The organism is Polaromonas sp. P1_G4 (assembly GCF_056405475.1).
Genome location: NZ_JBFUCA010000056.1, coordinates 1 through 16,211 on the forward strand (window position 1 = coordinate 1; position 16,211 = coordinate 16,211).

12 protein-coding genes and 1 pseudogene are annotated in these 16,211 nt (G+C 64.8%); 9 read left to right on the forward strand and 4 right to left on the reverse strand.

The genetic code is table 11. The features are described 5' to 3' along the window. Positions 1 to 240 (reverse strand): annotated as a pseudogene (locus AC1D1X_RS04765) (cysteine--tRNA ligase); the annotation flags it as partial. Positions 241 to 563: 323 nt separating this feature from the next. Here AC1D1X_RS04765 and AC1D1X_RS04770 point away from each other — a divergent pair. The 9 genes from AC1D1X_RS04770 to AC1D1X_RS04810 all read left to right on the forward strand — a co-directional run bounded on the left by AC1D1X_RS04770 (position 564) and on the right by AC1D1X_RS04810 (position 8,905). Then, positions 564 to 1,607 carry a nuclear transport factor 2 family protein gene (locus tag AC1D1X_RS04770; RefSeq protein ID WP_477697905.1) on the forward strand — a complete coding sequence of 348 codons (1,044 nt, stop codon included), beginning with the start codon at positions 564 to 566 and terminating at the stop codon, positions 1,605 to 1,607. An 86-nt stretch (positions 1,608 to 1,693) separates the two neighbouring features. Next, entirely contained in the window at positions 1,694 to 2,938 is a 1,245-nt protein-coding gene (locus AC1D1X_RS04775) for a L,D-transpeptidase family protein (protein WP_477668986.1), read from the forward strand. Further along, a complete protein-coding gene (locus AC1D1X_RS04780; RefSeq protein ID WP_477668985.1) occupies positions 2,938 to 3,654 on the forward strand; it encodes a peptidylprolyl isomerase in 717 nt (238 codons plus the stop codon). Before AC1D1X_RS04775 ends, AC1D1X_RS04780 begins: the two co-directional genes overlap by 1 nt. 26 nt (positions 3,655 to 3,680) lie before the next feature. Continuing rightward, a complete protein-coding gene (locus AC1D1X_RS04785) occupies positions 3,681 to 4,190 on the forward strand; it encodes a peptidylprolyl isomerase (protein WP_477668984.1) in 510 nt (169 codons plus the stop codon). Between the two features lie 63 nt (positions 4,191 to 4,253). Next, the gene (locus AC1D1X_RS04790) at positions 4,254 to 5,030 is read left to right on the forward strand and encodes a UDP-2,3-diacylglucosamine diphosphatase (protein WP_477669604.1); all 777 of its coding nucleotides are present in this window, start codon (positions 4,254 to 4,256) and stop codon (positions 5,028 to 5,030) included. Between the two features lie 37 nt (positions 5,031 to 5,067). Continuing rightward, positions 5,068 to 5,835, forward strand: a complete 768-nt coding sequence (locus tag AC1D1X_RS04795) for a M90 family metallopeptidase (RefSeq protein ID WP_477668983.1) — start codon at positions 5,068 to 5,070, stop codon at positions 5,833 to 5,835. A gap of 252 nt (positions 5,836 to 6,087) precedes the next feature. After that, entirely contained in the window at positions 6,088 to 6,957 is an 870-nt protein-coding gene (locus tag AC1D1X_RS04800) for a hypothetical protein (protein ID WP_477697907.1), read from the forward strand. A 164-nt stretch (positions 6,958 to 7,121) separates the two neighbouring features. Beyond that, a complete protein-coding gene (locus tag AC1D1X_RS04805) occupies positions 7,122 to 7,718 on the forward strand; it encodes a sigma-70 family RNA polymerase sigma factor (RefSeq protein ID WP_477668982.1) in 597 nt (198 codons plus the stop codon). Then, positions 7,715 to 8,905 (forward strand): ankyrin repeat domain-containing protein, encoded by a 1,191-nt coding sequence (locus AC1D1X_RS04810; RefSeq protein ID WP_477668981.1) that lies wholly within the window; start codon positions 7,715 to 7,717, stop codon positions 8,903 to 8,905. Before AC1D1X_RS04805 ends, AC1D1X_RS04810 begins: the two co-directional genes overlap by 4 nt. Before the next feature lie 108 nt (positions 8,906 to 9,013). Here the strand turns inward: AC1D1X_RS04810 and trhA are convergent, their stop codons facing one another. The 3 genes from trhA to AC1D1X_RS04825 form a co-directional block, all read right to left on the reverse strand. Then, on the reverse strand, positions 9,014 to 9,784 hold the full coding sequence (trhA, locus tag AC1D1X_RS04815) for a PAQR family membrane homeostasis protein TrhA (RefSeq protein ID WP_477668980.1): 771 nt from the start codon (positions 9,782 to 9,784) through the stop codon (positions 9,014 to 9,016). Next, positions 9,781 to 12,552: a DUF349 domain-containing protein gene (locus tag AC1D1X_RS04820; RefSeq protein ID WP_477668979.1), complete on the reverse strand. Its 2,772-nt coding sequence runs from the start codon at positions 12,550 to 12,552 to the stop codon at positions 9,781 to 9,783. Before AC1D1X_RS04820 ends, trhA begins: the two co-directional genes overlap by 4 nt. Positions 12,553 to 12,737: 185 nt before the next feature. Beyond that, the coding region (locus AC1D1X_RS04825) for a DUF748 domain-containing protein (RefSeq protein WP_477697906.1) at positions 12,738 to 16,211 on the reverse strand (3,474 nt) is incomplete at its 5' end.

The following is a 16,211-nucleotide window of genomic DNA, read 5'->3' on the forward strand; positions in this document are numbered from 1 at the left end:
AACCGCCCGCCTGATGATCTTGTCGTCGATGTCGGTGATGTTGCGCACATACGTAACCTTCAGGCCGCTTGCCTTGAGCCAGCGTTGCACCACGTCGAACGCCATCATCATGCGCGCATGGCCGATGTGGCAGAGGTCGTAAATCGTCATTCCGCACACATACATGCGCACATGGCCGGGATCAAGCGGGGAAAATTCTTCCACGGCACGCGACAGCGTGTTGTAAATGCGAAGGCTCATGAAAATTATGCTGCGGGGGCCTGGCATCGGCCGGAAGCAGCCGGTGGTCAGGCAAAGGAAAGAAGCTTTATCTCACGGACGCCGCAGGCGGGCAAGGGCCATTCGGCGTACACGCGAAAACGTGCGATAAAAACGGAAAGTACGGAATTCTGGGGGCCATGAACTATACCCCCCTCAGTTACAATCGCCCAGTATATCCAGCCCGTCCGACAACGTTCAGCGGCTCCCGGGGCGCCCTGAAAAGCCTGGCTGTTTATGTTGACTTTCCGCCCAACGGCTGCCAAAACAGCACCGGGGGCTTTAAAACAAATCGCGAGAGTGCCATGCCCACGCCAAACTTCCTTACACGCAATCCGCTGTCCGCCTCCCTGCGCATGCWGGCCGTGGCGGTCACCCTGTCGGTGTCCGTGGCCCATGCCGACGACTACGCCGACGTCAGCCGCCTGATKCGTGCCGGCCAGTATGCCGAGGCGCAGGCCAAGGTTGACCAGTACCTCGCCGGCAAGCCGCGCGACCCGCAAATGCGTTTCTTCAAGGGCGTGATCCAGACCGAGACCGGCAAGACAAACGAGGCCATCGCAACTTTCACCAAAATCACCGAAGACTACCCCGAGCTGCCTGAGCCCTACAACAACATGGCCGTGCTGTATGCCGGCCAGAGCCAGTTCGACAAGGCCCGGGCGGCGCTTGAAATGGCGATCCGGACCAACCCCAGCTACGCCACCGCACATGAAAACCTGGGCGACGTCTACGCCAGGCTCGCCAGCCAGGCCTATAGCAAGGCCCTGCAACTCGACGGCGGCAACGCTGCCGTTCCGCCCAAGCTGGCATTGATCCGCACCCTGTTCTCCGCCGAATCAAAAAGCCCGACGAAGCCGGCTGCCGGCGCACCGACGTCTGGCCCGGCCACAACGGCCCCTGCGGCTCCCGCAGCGGCTGCCAAGCCAGCGCCGGCAGCCCCGGTGGCCGCAGCGCCTGCTCCTGCCGCGCCGCCGGCAACACCCGTAGCACCGGCTGCCGTCGCAGGCACCGAAAAAGAAGTCGAAGCAGCCGTGCGCAGCTGGGCCCAGGCCTGGTCCGACAAGGACATGAACGGCTACCTCAGCAGCTACGGCCAGAACTTTGCGCCGCCCGGCAAGCAGGCACGCAAGGCCTGGGAAGAAGACCGCCGCGCGCGCATCGTCGGCAAGTCGCGCATCAGCGTCAAGCTCTCCGACCTGGCCATCGCCGTACAGGGCGCCAAGGCCACGGCCAGGTTCAAGCAGGACTACAGCGCCGACTCCATCAATATTTCCAGCCGCAAGACGCTGGAGATGGCCAAGGCCGGTGATCGCTGGGTCATCGTCAAGGAATCCACAGGCGGCTGATCGCTGGCGGCCGGCCTGACCCAAGTGCATTGTTCAGCCTGTTCCTGTCCGTCTGTGTTGGCCGGCAAACTTTCGTGGAAGCCCGCATGAAAAAAGCGGCCGCAACGCTTCTCTTCATCGCACCGTGCCTGGCGCTGGCCTTTTCGCCTGCGCGGGCCGAAACCCGCGCGCACACAACCAAGCGGCCCGCCCCGGCAAAAGCCCCCGCCCCGCATGAGGCGCGCGGCGGCGAAGCGGAAGCCCGGCTGATTGAAATCTACAAACTGATCGGCCAGGCGAATTCGCGCGAAGCCCTGCGCAAGGCCGAAGGCCTCGTGAAGGACCACCCCAACTTCCAGCTGGCCCAACTGGTTTACGGCGACTTGCTGGCCGGCTTTACACGCCCTGTCCGCACGCCCGGCGACGTTCCGGATGCCGCTGCCAAGACTGCTGCAGCCCTGCTGGCCGAGTTGCGGCAGGAGTCGCTGCTGCGCCTGCGCGCGCTGCGCGAGCGGCCCGCCCCAGGCCTGGTACCGTCGCAATTCCTGGTGCTGTCATCGCGTAACAAACACGCCATTGCCGTCGATGCGTCCAGGTCACGCCTTTACCTGTTTGAAAACACCAGCGCGGGCCTCAAACTCGTGGCGGACTATTACATCTCGGTTGGAAAATCCGGCATTGAAAAATCCGTCGAAGGCGACCTGCGCACGCCGGTCGGCGTCTACTACATCACCAGCAACCTGAACCCCAAATCGCTGCGCGACTTTTACGGCTCGGGCGCACTGCCCATCAACTACCCCAACCAGCTCGACGTCAAGCGCGGCAAGACCGGCGGCGGCATCTGGCTGCACGGGACACCACCGGCGCAGTTTTCCCGGGCACCGCTGTCCACCGACGGATGCGTCGTGCTGGCCAACCCCGACCTGGAGCGCATCATCCGCACCGTCGAGGTGCGCAGCACGCCCGTCGTGATTGCCCACAGCCTCAAATGGGTGGCGCCGCAATCCCTGGCGGCCGACACCCGGTCGTTCGAAACCGCGCTGCAAAGCTGGCACCACGCCAAGTCCAGCGGCGACATGGCCAAACTTACAACCTGGTACACACCCGATTTCACAAGTTACGGCAAGACGCTGGCCGAATGGACGCCGCTGCTGCAAAGTGAGCTCAAGCAACTCGGTGGGCGCGACATCCTGCTCAAGGACGTGTCTTACCTGCGCTGGACCGACAGCACCGACACGATGGTGGTAACCTTTGGCGAACTGATCAAGGGCGCCAAAACCGGCCGCACCAAGCGCCAGTACTGGATCCGCCAGGGAACCCAGTGGAAGATATTTTTCGAAGGAACCATTTGATGGCAGTTCACATGACGTTTGCGGCGCTTGCGGCGTTTTCTCCCTTGCGCCGCGCCACACTCGCAGCAGTGACGGCGGCGGGCGTGGCCCTCCTGGCCGGCCCGGCGCTCGCGCAAAGCGCGCCGAAGGTCAAATTCGTCACCAGTGAAGGCGACTTCGTGGTCGAGGTCTATCCCGACAAGGCGCCCAAGACCGTTGAAAATTTCCTGCAGTACGTCAAGGACAAACACTATGACGGCACGATTTTCCACCGCGTGATCAGCAACTTCATGGTGCAGGGCGGCGGCTACGACGCCACCTACGCCGAGAAGAAAACCCGCCCGCCGGTGCCGCATGAAGGCCGCGAGGCGCTCGCCAAGGGTGGGCCCAAAAACGTGGTCGGCACGCTCGCCATGGCGCGCACCAACGATCCCAATTCCGCGTCGTCGCAGTTCTTCATCAACGTAAAGGACAACGACTTCCTGAACCCCACGGTGATTCCCCCCGGAGACCCGGTTCCGAAGTTTGAATACCAGGGCCGCGTCTATGAAAACACCCCGCGCGCCCAGCTCGTCAACGCACCCCAGCTCTTTGGCTACACCGTATTCGGCAAGGTCGTCAGCGGCATGGACGTCGTGAACAAGATCAAGGCCGTGCCCACCGGCGCCGGCGGCCCCTTCCCGACGGATGTTCCCAAGACGCCCGTCCTCATCAAATCAGCAACCCTCGTCAATTAATTGACACAGCCCTACAGGACACCATCATGAGCAATCCCAAAGTAGACCTCCACATCGCCGAATACGGCGTCATCACGCTGGAGCTCGACGCCGCCAAGGCACCCAAGACCGTTGCCAACTTCCTGAACTACGTCAACAAGGGCCATTACGCCAACACAGTGTTTCACCGCGTGATCCCGGGCTTCATGGTGCAGGGCGGTGGCTTTGAACCGGGCATGAAACAAAAGCCTACCGACGGCGAAATCGAGAACGAAGCCAACAACGGCCTGAAGAACGACAACTACACCGTGGCCATGGCGCGTACCAATGCACCGCACTCGGCCAGCTCGCAATTCTTCATCAACGTGGCCGACAACGGTTTCCTGAACCACACCGCACCGAACGCATCGGGCTGGGGTTATGCCGTGTTCGGCAAGGTAGTGGCCGGCGCCGATGTCGTCGACAAGATCAAGGCCGTCAAGACCGGCCGCAAGGGCTTCCATGACGACGTTCCGATGGAAGACGTGATCATCCAAAAAGCCGTTGCAGTGGCCTGAGTGCCCTTTCGGGCCGCGCTTGCCGAAATCCAGCCGGTGAACACCCCCCAGGCCGTGCCCCCCATGGCGGAGCTGCCGGCCCCGCCCGTGTGGCGCACGGTCGACTTCATTTCCGACCTGCATTTGCAGGCCTCGGAGCCGGCTACTTTTGCGGCCTGGCAGCACTACCTTGAAACCACGCCGGCCGACGCGGTCTTCATCCTGGGTGACCTGTTTGAAGTCTGGGTCGGTGACGACGCTGTGGACGGCGACCTGCTCGATCCTGCCGCCGGCTTTGACGCGCGCTGCGTGCAGGCCATGGGCAATGCTGCAGGCCGGCTGGCCCTGTTTTTCATGCACGGCAACCGTGACTTCCTGGTGGGCCAGGCCCTGATGGACCTGTGCAACGCTACCTTGCTGGCAGACCCGACCGTGCTGGTTTTTCCCGCCGGCACCGGGCGGCGCTGGCTGCTGTCGCATGGTGACGCCTTGTGCCTGGACGATGTCGACTACATGAACTTTCGCAGCCAGGTCCGCAGCCCCGAATGGCAGCGCGCCTTCCTGGCCAGGCCGCTGGCCGAACGCCAGGCGATTGCGCGCGGGCTGCGCGAGCAAAGCGAAGCACGCAAGAAGTCCGGCGCACAATATGCCGACGTCGACACCCAGGCCGCGCGCCAGTGGCTGCAGGCGGCCAATTCCCGCACGCTGATTCATGGCCACACGCACAAGCCTGCCGTGCATGACCTGGGCGGCGGCCTGTCGCGCGTGGTGCTCAGCGACTGGGACCTGGGCGCCCCGGCGCCGCGCGCAGAAGTGCTGCGCCTGACCGCAGATGGGCTGCAAAGGATTGCGCTGTGCTGACCCTTGTTTCATTTCGCTTAACCACAACCTTCATCCCATGCTGAACTGGTTACGAACACTTGGCGGCTCCAAAGCCCCTGCCAAAACCATCCCGGAAACCCTGTGGATGGACACCCTGCTGCAGTTCCCTTTTCTGGCCCGGCGGCCGGTCACCGAGCTGCAGGAGCTGAACGCACTGACCGACAAATTCCTGAAGCAAAAGGAATTCACCGGCGCACACGGCCTGAAAGTCACCGATGAAATGGCGGTCGCGATTGCCGCACAGGCCTGCCTGCCGGTGTTGCACCTGGGCCTGCGCTGGTATGACGATTTCAAGGGCATCGTGGTTCACCCCGGCGCCATGCTGGCGCGCCGCCAGGTCACCGACCAGGCCGGCGTGGTGCACCACTACAGCGAAGAACTGCTGGGCGAAGCCATGCAGGGCGGCCCCGTCACCCTGAGCTGGCAGGACGTGGCCGGCGCGGGCGAGTCGGCCGAGCACGGCCACAACGTGGTAATTCACGAATTCATCCACAAGATCGACATGCGCGACGGCGCCGCCGACGGCTGCCCACCCTTGCCCACGCGCAGTGCCCTCACCTCGTGGCATGCGGTCATGCAGCCGGCTTACGACGGGTTCTGCGAAAAAGTCGCCATGGCCACACGCTTCGGCGCCGAGCCGCCATGGCTGGACAGTTATGGCGCCAGGTCACCGGCCGAATTTTTTGCCGTGGCGTGCGAAGCCTATTTTGTGAACCGCACACGCTTCACGCAGGACTTCGCGCCCCTGACCGTGCTGTTCGACAAGTTTTTCATGCCGAAGTAAGCCGCGGCCGGCTTTCCGGCCGCCTGGCGCGCCGGGTTGACAATTTCCACAAGGGAAATCACCCCTCAGCCCAATCTGGCCAAGCGCAAGCAGCTATCAAATACATAGCAACCGGCCGGCCCGATTTGGTTCTTTTCAGGCCGGCTTAACCCCGTTTCCCTCGCCCCTTCGTTTCAATGGGCTCCACCACTTTCTGGAGCTCACGTGAAAACCCCTCTTCTTGCCTCTTCGATCCTGCTGGCCATCCTCACCATGACCGCCCTTCCCGCGCAGGCCGTCGGCCGGCTGGCCGATGTGACCGTGATTGACCGCAACACCGGCGCCACGCTGCCGCTGTACCACCACCGCGGCGAATACTGGGTGGCCGGCCAGTACGGCGCCAAATACGCCATCGCCGTGCGCAACAAGCTCGGTGAACGGGTGCTGGCCGTAACCGCCGTCGACGGCGTGAATGTGCTGAGCGGCGAAACCGCCGCCTGGGACCAGACCGGTTATGTGTTTTCGCCCTGGCAGCAGTACCAGGTCACCGGCTGGCGCAAAAGCAGCAGTGAGATCGCAGCATTTGAATTTTCCGCACTCGGGGATTCGTACGCCGGCCGCACCGGCAGGCCAGGCAACGTCGGCGTGATCGGTGTGGCGCTCTTCAGGGAGCAGGCTCCCGAGCCGGTCGCCCAGACGCCCGCCTATTCCAGCCGTAAGGAACGCGAAGCCGATGCATCGCTGGGATTTCGAAACGCCCCTTCACCTTCATCAGCCTCACCGGCACCTTTGGCGGAATCATCCACCGCCGGAAAATCCGCGCTGGCCGACCGCGCCAGCGGCAGCGRCAGCGCGGAAGCTTCTGCCTTGTCCGAAGACCGGGTTAGAAGGCTGCCGTCTACACCCCTGCCTGCCGCCAGGCTCGGCACAGGCCACGGCGCACGGGAAAACTCACTGGTGTCACAGACCACCTTCGCGCGCCTGCAAACACAGCCCAACGAGGTCATCCGCATCCGCTACGACAGCCGCGAGAACCTGATCGCCAGCGGCGTGATCCGCGAACCCGTGGCGCGCAACCCCATCCCTGATCCGTTCCCGCAGTCAGGAAACCCGTCTTATGTACCTGACCCTCCAAGGTATTGAGCCCCCACGGTCGCTCACTTCGTGTAGCTTCCTGCCCCCCGAGGGGGCCRCCCGCCTGCAGTCCGGCAAAGCCGGCCCTGCGGCTCAGGCTTGCATGAAGAACCCCCACGCGGCGGTCTGTTGCCTTGGGGAAGATCGCTCGCCGCGCAGTGATAATCTGGCGCATGCCCAGCGCCACGACGACAGCCGACGACGAAGACAGCGACGAATCGCTGATGCTGCGTTATGCGGCCGGCGACATGGCGGCTTTTGATGCGCTGTATGCGCGGCATGAACTGGGCGTGTGGCGCTATGTGTTTCGCAGTGTGCGGGTACAGGCGGTGGCCGACGACCTGCTGCAGGATGTCTGGTTCGCCGTGGCACGCAGCGCCGCCACCTATACGGTGACAGCGAAGTTCAAAACGTGGCTGTTCACCATGGCGCACAACCGGATGGTCGATTACTTCCGCACGGTAAAGCAGCATGTCAGCATCGATGGACGCGGCGACGATGAAGAAGGCCTGGGCCTTGGCGATACGCTGGCGGCCGACTCGGGCTTCGGCCCGGTGCGCCGATTGGAGTCCAGCGAGCAGGCCGAGGCGCTGATCGCCGCGGTGGAACGGCTACCGCTGGAACAGCGCGAAGCCTTCCTGCTGCAAGCCGAAGCCGGCATGAGCGTGGAAGACATCGCCACCGCAACCGGCGTCAGCTTTGAAACCGCCAAGAGCCGCCTGCGCTATGCCCGGAACAGCCTACGCCAGCAGCTACAGGAGTTTGCATGACAGAGCCTGAACACAGCCCGCACGGCGACGAGCTGCTGCAGCGCTACCGGGAGGCCAGCGCAGACGACACACGCCGCCCCGGCGCGCATGTGCGTGACGCCGTGCGCGCCCACGCGCAGATGGTGATCGAAGCCGGCAAGCAGGCCGGTGCGCCGCAAGCTGTCGCCAACACCGATGCAGCGCAGCGCCCGGCAGCCAACCAGTCGCGCTGGAAAATCTCCGCGCTGGCAGGCCTTGCGCTCGCCGGCTTGACGGGGCTGCTGGTGCTGCAATTTGACCGGGGCACCGACGAGGAAAAAGAACTGGCGTTTGGCCAGCCCAGTCCTACGGCGCAGTCGTCGCCGGCAGCGGCACCTTCGGCAGCAACAGGAACAGCACCACCGGCTTCGCCACCGATGGCCGCGACTCCCGATCCTGTAGCGCCGCAAACGCCTACACCGGAACCTGACGCCCGGAAGCGGTCTGCCGAAACAGCCAAGCCGGCCTTGAAGTCACCGGCCCATCCGGCACAGGACAAGGCAGTGGCCTCTCCTTCAGCGGATGAGCCAGCCACGCGGAAAAAAGAAACCAGGGCACCAATGGACACCACAGCGCCCTCAACTGCGCCGTTTGCCACACCAGCGCCCGCTGCCATGCCCGCTCCTGCACCTGTCGCCCCCATCCAGGAAAATGCGCAGCCCTGGCCCGGGCAGGCGCCGCACATGGAGGGCATGGGGGTCGGATCGCTGTCGGCATCACCATCGCAGGCGGAGACGCCCGCCGCAGCGCCAGCTGCGCGTGCTGCAGGCGCGCCCCCCCCTGCTGCGGTTGGCGCGGCCGCGCCTGCAGCACGCGCCGTAGCGCCCCTACAAAAGCAGGAAGGCGCCCTGCAATACCGCGCACCGCGTGCGGAAGCGGGTGCCGGGCCCAACCGCCTGGCCGGGGCTCTGCAGGACGCTGCCCGTGCAGGACGCCTGGAGCTACTGGAGCGCCTGCTCCAGCAAGGCGCACCCGTCAACGCAGCCGATACGGCAGGCCGCACGCCGCTCATCCTGGCCGTCATGCAAGGCCACACCGCCGTAGTTCAGCGCCTGCTGGCAGCCGGGGCCAACCCGGCGCTGGTGGATCAGGAAGGACTCAACGCCCTGCAGCATGCGCGGCGGCTGGGCTTTGACGGGATCGCCCACCTGATTGAAGCAGCCTCCTGAGCGCCGGAACGGCATTGCGCCGCGGACTTACAAAGACAATTGGCTTGCAGCCCAATACTGGCGGGCGCAAGCAGCTATGTATTCAATAGCAGTTGCAGACCGGAAGTTTCAGCCGGCGTAATACAGCACCGCCACAACATGGCAGGCGGTACCGGCCGCGACAAACAGGTGCCACACGAAGTGGCCGTAGCGCAACCGTGAATCGGTGGCGAAGAAACCGACGCCAAGCGTGTAAAAAAGCCCACCGGCCACCAGCCAGAAAAGCCCCCAGCCCGGAATGAGCTGCAGCATCGGCTTGATGGCGATCACGGCGATCCATCCCATGGCGAGATAGAGGATGGTGGACAGCCGTGGCCAGCGCACGCCCGCAAAGGCTTTGACGGCCACACCGGCCAGCGCCATGGCCCACACCAGCCCGAACAGCGTCCAGCCCCAGGGCCCGCGCAACACGCCCAGCGTGAACGGCGTGTAGGTGCCGGCAATCAGCAGGTAGATGGCGCCGTGGTCCAGGACCTGGAACACCCGCTTGGCACGCATCGCCCGGATGGCAGGCAAGGCGTGGTACAGCATCGAGGTGAAATACAGCACCACCATGGTGGCGGCAAAAACGCAGACCGCCGCCACATCGAGCGCATCGCCGTCGCGCGCACTGGCGATGACCAGGAAAGGCGCCGACACCAGCGCAGCCAGCAGCGCGACACCGTGGCTCACACTGTTGGCGATTTCCTCGCCCAGCGTCTGTTGCCGGTCTTCCTGGCCCCCACGCTTTTCACTTCGTGTAATGCGCTGCCCCCTGAGGGGGCTGGACTTGCTTGGGGCGGCCCTGCGCTGCGTCCGCAATACTGCGTCAGCTACGTCAGGGCCTGCCGAATCGGTCATCGCTTGAGCAATGCCTTCAGCACGTTCTGCACACGCCTGGCGTTGCCGGCGTCAAAGTCGGCGGCCAGCACCTGGGCGGTGTCTTCACCCCAGGTCTCGGCCGGTGCGGGGGCATTGCGCTTGGTCAGCAACTGCAGCTGCAGCATACGGCGCGCGCTGATGTGCTCGGCGGGCGTGGGCAGCTCGGCGGCAATCTCCAGTCGCAGCAGCGCTTCGGAAGCGTCCTTGCCCGAGGGCGTGCTGACGGCCTGCACCCAGCGGTTGCGCACGGCCGGCGCCACGGCTTTGCCGAGGTCCTGCGCGCTTGGCAGTTGCGCCGGGTCGCGCTTTTCCCAGGCTGTCAGCAGGTGCGTCAGCACTTCACCGTGCGCCTGCATCGCGAGTTTTTTGAGCGCCTGGTTGGCGGCGTCAAAGGCTTCGCGCTGGGCACGGAAGGCGGCATCGCCCAGGCGTGGGCCACGCTCTTCAAACGCGGGGCGTGCGTTGCGGTCTCCCCGATCATGACTGCGCGGGCCGCGGTCGTCACGGCCTTCCCGGTAAGGCTCAAACTTGTTGTCGGTGCTCTGGCGCGGGCCGCCGGGCTTGCTGCCGGGGCGCGAGTCTTTGCGGTCGCCAAACTTTCCGCCGCGTCCGGCCGCTACGGGCTCGGGTTTCTTCATGCCCGGTCGGTCGTCGCCGCGCCGTGCGATCACCGGCTTGGGCGCGGGTTTTGGTGCGGGCGCAGGCTCAGCGGGCGCATCTGCTACGTTTTCTGTAGCTGCTTGCGCAGGTTCTGCCTGGGCTGCAGCCTCATTGCCCTTTGCAACGGGGGCGGCATTGATGTCGGCCAGTGCAGCCTCAACCGATGGCGCTGCCGGGGCGGCAACAGGTGCTGACGCCGGTGCGGGCACTTGCCCGCGCACGATGGCTTCCAGCGCCTTGGCAGCCGCGTGGATTTTCTGCACATCGCCGCTGGCGGTGGCGGCTTCCACAGCCTTGGAGGCGTCCAGCACCATGCGGTCGTATTCGCCCAGCGCCGCGGCGGCTTTTTCGCGTTCGGCGGTCTTGCGCTGGAAAGCGTCGTCGATGGGTTTGCGGAAAGCGTCCCACATCTTCTGCTCTTGCTTGCGCTCGATCGGCACGGCCTGCGCTTCATGCTGCCAGCGCTGTTGCAGCGACTTGACAGCGTCGATGCGCAACATCGGCTCGGCGCCCAGCACATTGGCTTCTTCAATCATGGCCTTGCGGCGTGCAATGCTGTCATGGCGCGCAGCGGTCAGCGGAGCATCTGCGGCATCCATCGCAGCTTTCCATTGCGGCTGAATTTCGGCAAACGCCTTTTCACCCAGATGGCCGGCTTCACGCCATTTTTCGACAAAGCCATTGAGGCTGCGGATGTGGTGCTTCCAGTCGGTATTGCCTTTGTTGGCTTCGGCCCACGCCTGCACTTCATCAATCAGCAGCTTGCGTTCAGCCTTGACGGTTTCGCTTTGTTCTTTGACCTTCTCCAGCCAGGCTTCAACAACCTTGTGTGCTTCGTTGCAGGCGTCGTCAAAACGCTTCCACAGCGCGTGGTTGGGCGTGCCGCCCTGGTCACTGGTCTTCCACTGTTCGCGCATGGCGCGCAGGGCTTCCTGTTGCTTGCGCCCGCCCAGCGGCTTGGCCACCAGGGCCTCGGCTTTCACGACGAGTTCTTCGCGGATCTGGTCGGCGCGCCAGCGCTGCCAGCCTTCGAGTTCACCTGCCGCAGTGAGTGCGGCGTGCGCAGCGGCTTCGAGCTTGCTGTCGATGTTGCGAATATGTTCCTTGAGCGCATGACGCAGGTCGGCCGCCACCTTGGGGGTGGACTTGCCATGGCCTTCGGTGACTTCGTGCTCAAGCCGTGCCAGCGCTTCCTGGACGATGGCGGAAGATTTTTCGCGCATGTCTTTGAGCACGGCCGGGTCGATCTTGGCCTTGGGCGCACGTGCGGGCTGCTCACCCGCTGCAGGCGGCAGGCCGCGTGCGGCGCGCAGTTCGTCGGCCCACACCGGCACAGCCGGCAGCGGTGCGGCAGTGTCTTCAGCAGCCTTCTGGGCCTGCGCAAGGGCGCCCTGGAAGGCTTCCCACACGGCCAGCAACTGCGCGCGCGATGCGTCGAGCAGCGGAGGGAATTTGGTGTCCACACTGGCCCAGTTGGCGTCGTGTGTGATGTCATCGGCTTGCGACTGCCAATGCGTGACGTCGCCGCGCAAGGACTCCAGCGCCGCTTCAGCGTCGCGCCAGGGCTTGAGCGACARCACTTCGGTACGCTGGGCCAGCAGCACGGCGGCTTCGCGCTGCACCTGGGTGCGGTGCTGCAGGTCTTCAATCGTCTTGACGCGGTCGGCCAGCTGGACCTTCAGGCCGGCCAGCGGCTCTTTGGACAGCGGCGCGCCGGCCTTGGCAGCATCGCGCTGCCAGGCCAGGGCGTCGGCCAGGTTGAGCTTGGGCACAGCCAGCAGCGCCTGGGCTTTTTCGGCCCACTCGGCGGCCACGGCTTCCTGGCCTTTGCTGCGCTTGAGTTCGTCGAGCTTTTCTTTCAGCGGCTTGGCGGCGCCCTTGTCGCGGTTGGCCAGGTCTTTGTAGACCTCGGCCATCTGCTCGGCGGTGGGCTCGGTGGCCAGCCAGGTGCGGATGCGCGCCGTGCGTTCACCGGATGTGGGCGCAGAGAAAGCGCCGCCGGTCAGGCCGTCCAGCGGATGGGCTTCAGCCTGCTTGGTGGTAGGCGTTTTCACGGCGGGGGTTTCAGGTTTGGAAGATTTAAACATGGGAGCGCAAGGTCAAAAAATAAGTGCCACCAGCCGCAAGGCTCCCCGGGGAATGGAGGACTTTGCGGGCGGCAGCGGGTGTTGGATTGGATGGGGGGCCGGCGCCGCAACCCGTGTTGCGCGCCCAGGCCCAAAGGCCCCATAAAAGCTTTATCAATAAAGCACTGACGCTATTTTCGCTGTTTTTACGGCATCGCCAAATTCAGCTCCGCGCGGGGTGTCCATTTGGCCTCCGGCGGCACGGATTTGGCGGCCCCCAGAAAGAGCCTTTCAGGCGGTAAATCGCGCGAAGCCAGGTAGTCTTTCACCGCCACGCCGCGCTGCACGGCGAGCTCGCGCATGGCGTCGTCATTCACCTTGATGTCGGCCAGCAGCAGCTTTTCCATCTCGGGCACGGGCAGGTCTTTGGCCAGGCCGACCAGGTTGCGGGGCTTGGGCATGTCGGCGCGTTTGTAGACTTCCTTGAGCAAGGCCGGGTATTCAGCCGGGCTGATGCTGACCGCCGCCGTCGCGGTGCCGCCCTCTTTGGCCGTGGCGCGGCGCTTTTCAGCGCGCACCAGGGCGTCGAGCCGCTCGCGTTTAAAACCGTCGCGTTCGGCATCGACGCTGCTGGTGCCCACCACGGTGAGCCGCAGCGATGGCCGGTCGGCCAGTGCCTTGGCCACTTTGTCGAGGCCGGCTTTGGCCTCCGGGCCCAGCTCGGCGCTGCCGGCGGCAAACCCCACGGTGCTGAGCTCTTCCACCTTGTCGCCAAAGCTGAGCTGGTTCAGGATGACCTTGTTGGTGGCGGTAAGCCGCCCGTCGGGTTGCACCACATAACCCACGTCCACACTGAGCTTGCCGCGGTTGATGCCGTAACCCGAGTACTTGACCGAGTACGGCGACAGCGGCGGCAGCTCAAGGTCGCGCACCTTGCCCTTGATATCGAGCGCCAGCGGCTTGGCCAGCGGGTTGAGTTTGCCCAGGATTTCCAGCGAAGCCGTGCCTTCGGCGCGCCCGCGCAGCTCGAGGTCGGCCATGTTGGGCACGGTGGCCGTGGTACCCGGCACCGTGGGCGCCACCGATGAAAAGGCGCTGAGCTTGCCGGTCAGGTCGCTGAGGTCGGCCGAATAATTGGGCTTGACGAAGCGGTCTGAGAACAGCACCTTGCCGTTGATCAGGCTAATCGGGCCGAAGTTGACGATGGGCGGCGGGGAGCCGCCAGCCGCCGCGGCGGAGGCCGTCGGGCTGACCGGTGCTGTCGACACGAACTTTGAACCTTTTGAGCTGCTGGACCGCAATGGCTGTGCGCCACCAGCTATTATTTCAGTAGCAGATGAAGCTTGCGGTGAAGATGACGCCGATGATGGCGAAAGGGCCAGGGTGGCCGTTCCGCCTGCTGCACTGGCAGCCACCGCGTCCTTCCCCGGCTTCACCAGGTTCTGCAAATTGATGCGGCCATCGGGCAGGATGATCACGCGCGCAAAGAAGTCGGTGAGCACGGTTTCCCGCACATCCACCCGGGTCGCCTTGGCCGGGTCCAGCGCCACATTCAGGCCGCGCAGGTTCAGGGCCTTCCAGGCCAGCAGGTCTTCGCTGGGCGCCAGCGTGTTGGCGCGGAACTCTTCCAGCGACACATCACCCGCCACCTGTGCCTGCGGGCCAGCCGGTGTCTGCCGGTAAGACACACGCCCCTTGAAGCTGGCGTCCGCGCGCAGCAGTTCGATGTTGAGCACATCGGCAAGGTAGGGCTCGAAGGCCTGCACCGGCAGCCTGTCGACCACCAGCCGGCCCTGCGCCTGAACCGGACTCAGGCCGAGATTGCCGTTGAAATCGACCTTGCCGGGTTCAAACCGGCCGGTGGCCAGGCGCAGTGAGGCGGTCAGCGGCATGGGTTTGGCAGCTTGCGCCTTGGCGTCCGGCCTGTCGTCCAGCATCAGCCCGCCCAGCTGGGCTTTGGCGGCTGTCACTTCAAACACCACCGGCTTGCTGCCCGATTGGTCGGAAAACGACATGGCGCCGCCGTCCAGCTGCACATCGGCAATGGCGACGGCCCATGAAGGCGCCGCCGCGCGTGTTGCCGCGTCGGTAGGGGGCGGCGCCGGCGTTGCGGTGCCCGGGCTCGCCATCCAGCGCTGGTACATCCAGCGCTTGTCGGTGTCGCGGTCGACCTTGGCCTTGGGCTGGTCCAGCTGCATTTTGGCGGCCTTGAAGGACTGGCCCGTCACGTCGATGTCGACCTGCGCAAGCTCAACACGCTTGACGGAAACCAGCGACACCTTGCCCTGCGCCAGCAGGATGTCACTGAGCGCCAGTTGCGGGGCGGTGACCTGCAGTTGCTGCGGCTTGTCACCGCTGGGCGCCTGCCAGTTCACGCCGAGCTGGGCGTCGAGCTGCCCGTTTAATGCTGGCAGCAGGAACTGGCCGACGTATTTGGCGGCCATGCCCAGCGGCCAGGCCGCCACGGTAGCCGTGGCCTGGGCGGTCTGGTCGGTGGCTGTGCCGCTGAAAGTCAATAACGCCGGCGTTGCCAGTGCTTGGGCCACGGGCTGGGCCGGTGCTTTGGCGGACGGCTTCGCACCGGGTCTGGCCGGTACAGGCACTGAAGCTGCGGGCGGCGGCTCCAGCCCCAGCGAACCATTGAACCGCAGGGGCGCGTTAGCCGCAAAAGGCATGGCGATGCCGGAGGCATCGAGCGTCAGTCCGGCGAGGTGAATGTCGGCGGGTGAAGCCAGCGTTTCGTCCAGCCAGTTCACACGCCCGGCACGCACCGCCACGCGGGCGATCTGCACTTTCCAGGGTGCGGATGAAGGCGTGGTTTTAGTTGAAGGTGCAGACGCCGGGGCACCAGCCGAAGCCGCACCAGCAGGTGCCTGGGCTTGAATATCGGAAGAGTTTTGGCCTGCAGCCCTTTCTGGCTGTGCGCCACCAGCTCCTTTTTTAATAGCATCCGGCGTCCCGGGCGGCAGCAGATTCAGCCGCCCTGCCCGGTCCCGGGCGAGGGACAACGTAGGGGCCGTGAGCTCTACCGCAGACAGTTTGACGAACTGCTCCAGCGGGCGCACGTCGTCCATCGTGATCTGCAGGCGCTCAAACGCGAGCAAATCCGCGCGGGCCGGCGGCAGGGCTTCGCTGTCGGCAGCGCGCTTGCCGGATGCACCGGGTTTTGCAGCCCGCGCCGCCGCCACAGCCGGCGACTGCCCGACCGTTTGCGCGGCCAGCACACGAACCTTTTCCGCCGTCACGGTTCCGGAAATCCGCACCACCGTGGCGGGTGTCTGCTCAAACGCGACTTTGGCGTCGGCATGCAGCACCGCGCTTTGCAGCCTGACGGGCAGGCTCGCCGGCCAGTACGCCAGGTAAGGGTTCAGGTCAAAACCGCGCAGCGTGAAGGTGGCGTCGGTTTTGTGGGTCTGGGCAAAGGGCGTGCCTTCGGCAGCGGTGTCAAAGCTGCTGCCGTTGAGCTTGAAAGCCAGGTGCGGCGAGGTTTTGACCTCTCGCTGCGATTTGAGGTTGCTCAGGAAAGGCACCGACAGGCCCAGATCCCGCAGTTCATGGGTCTTGCCGACCGACTGGTCGGTGAAGTCCATGCGCCCGCCGCTGACGACGATGTTGTAGACCGCGAACTTCGGCGGATCGCCGGGCGGCGCGTCTGCGGGTGTTTTGAAGCGCTCCAGGAT

Excerpts from the sequence above, each read along its gene's own strand:
- AC1D1X_RS04795 (WP_477668983.1), top strand. The coding sequence starts at position 5,068 with ATGCTGAACTGGTTACGAACACTTGGCGGCTCCAAAGCCCCTGCCAAA.
- AC1D1X_RS04805 (WP_477668982.1), top strand. The coding sequence starts at position 7,122 with ATGCCCAGCGCCACGACGACAGCCGACGACGAAGACAGCGACGAATCG.
- AC1D1X_RS04785 (WP_477668984.1), top strand. The coding sequence starts at position 3,681 with ATGAGCAATCCCAAAGTAGACCTCCACATCGCCGAATACGGCGTCATC.
- AC1D1X_RS04775 (WP_477668986.1), top strand. The coding sequence starts at position 1,694 with ATGAAAAAAGCGGCCGCAACGCTTCTCTTCATCGCACCGTGCCTGGCG.
- trhA (WP_477668980.1), bottom strand. The coding sequence starts at position 9,784 with ATGACCGATTCGGCAGGCCCTGACGTAGCTGACGCAGTATTGCGGACG.
- AC1D1X_RS04780 (WP_477668985.1), top strand. The coding sequence starts at position 2,938 with ATGGCAGTTCACATGACGTTTGCGGCGCTTGCGGCGTTTTCTCCCTTG.
- AC1D1X_RS04790 (WP_477669604.1), top strand. The coding sequence starts at position 4,254 with ATGGCGGAGCTGCCGGCCCCGCCCGTGTGGCGCACGGTCGACTTCATT.
- AC1D1X_RS04810 (WP_477668981.1), top strand. The coding sequence starts at position 7,715 with ATGACAGAGCCTGAACACAGCCCGCACGGCGACGAGCTGCTGCAGCGC.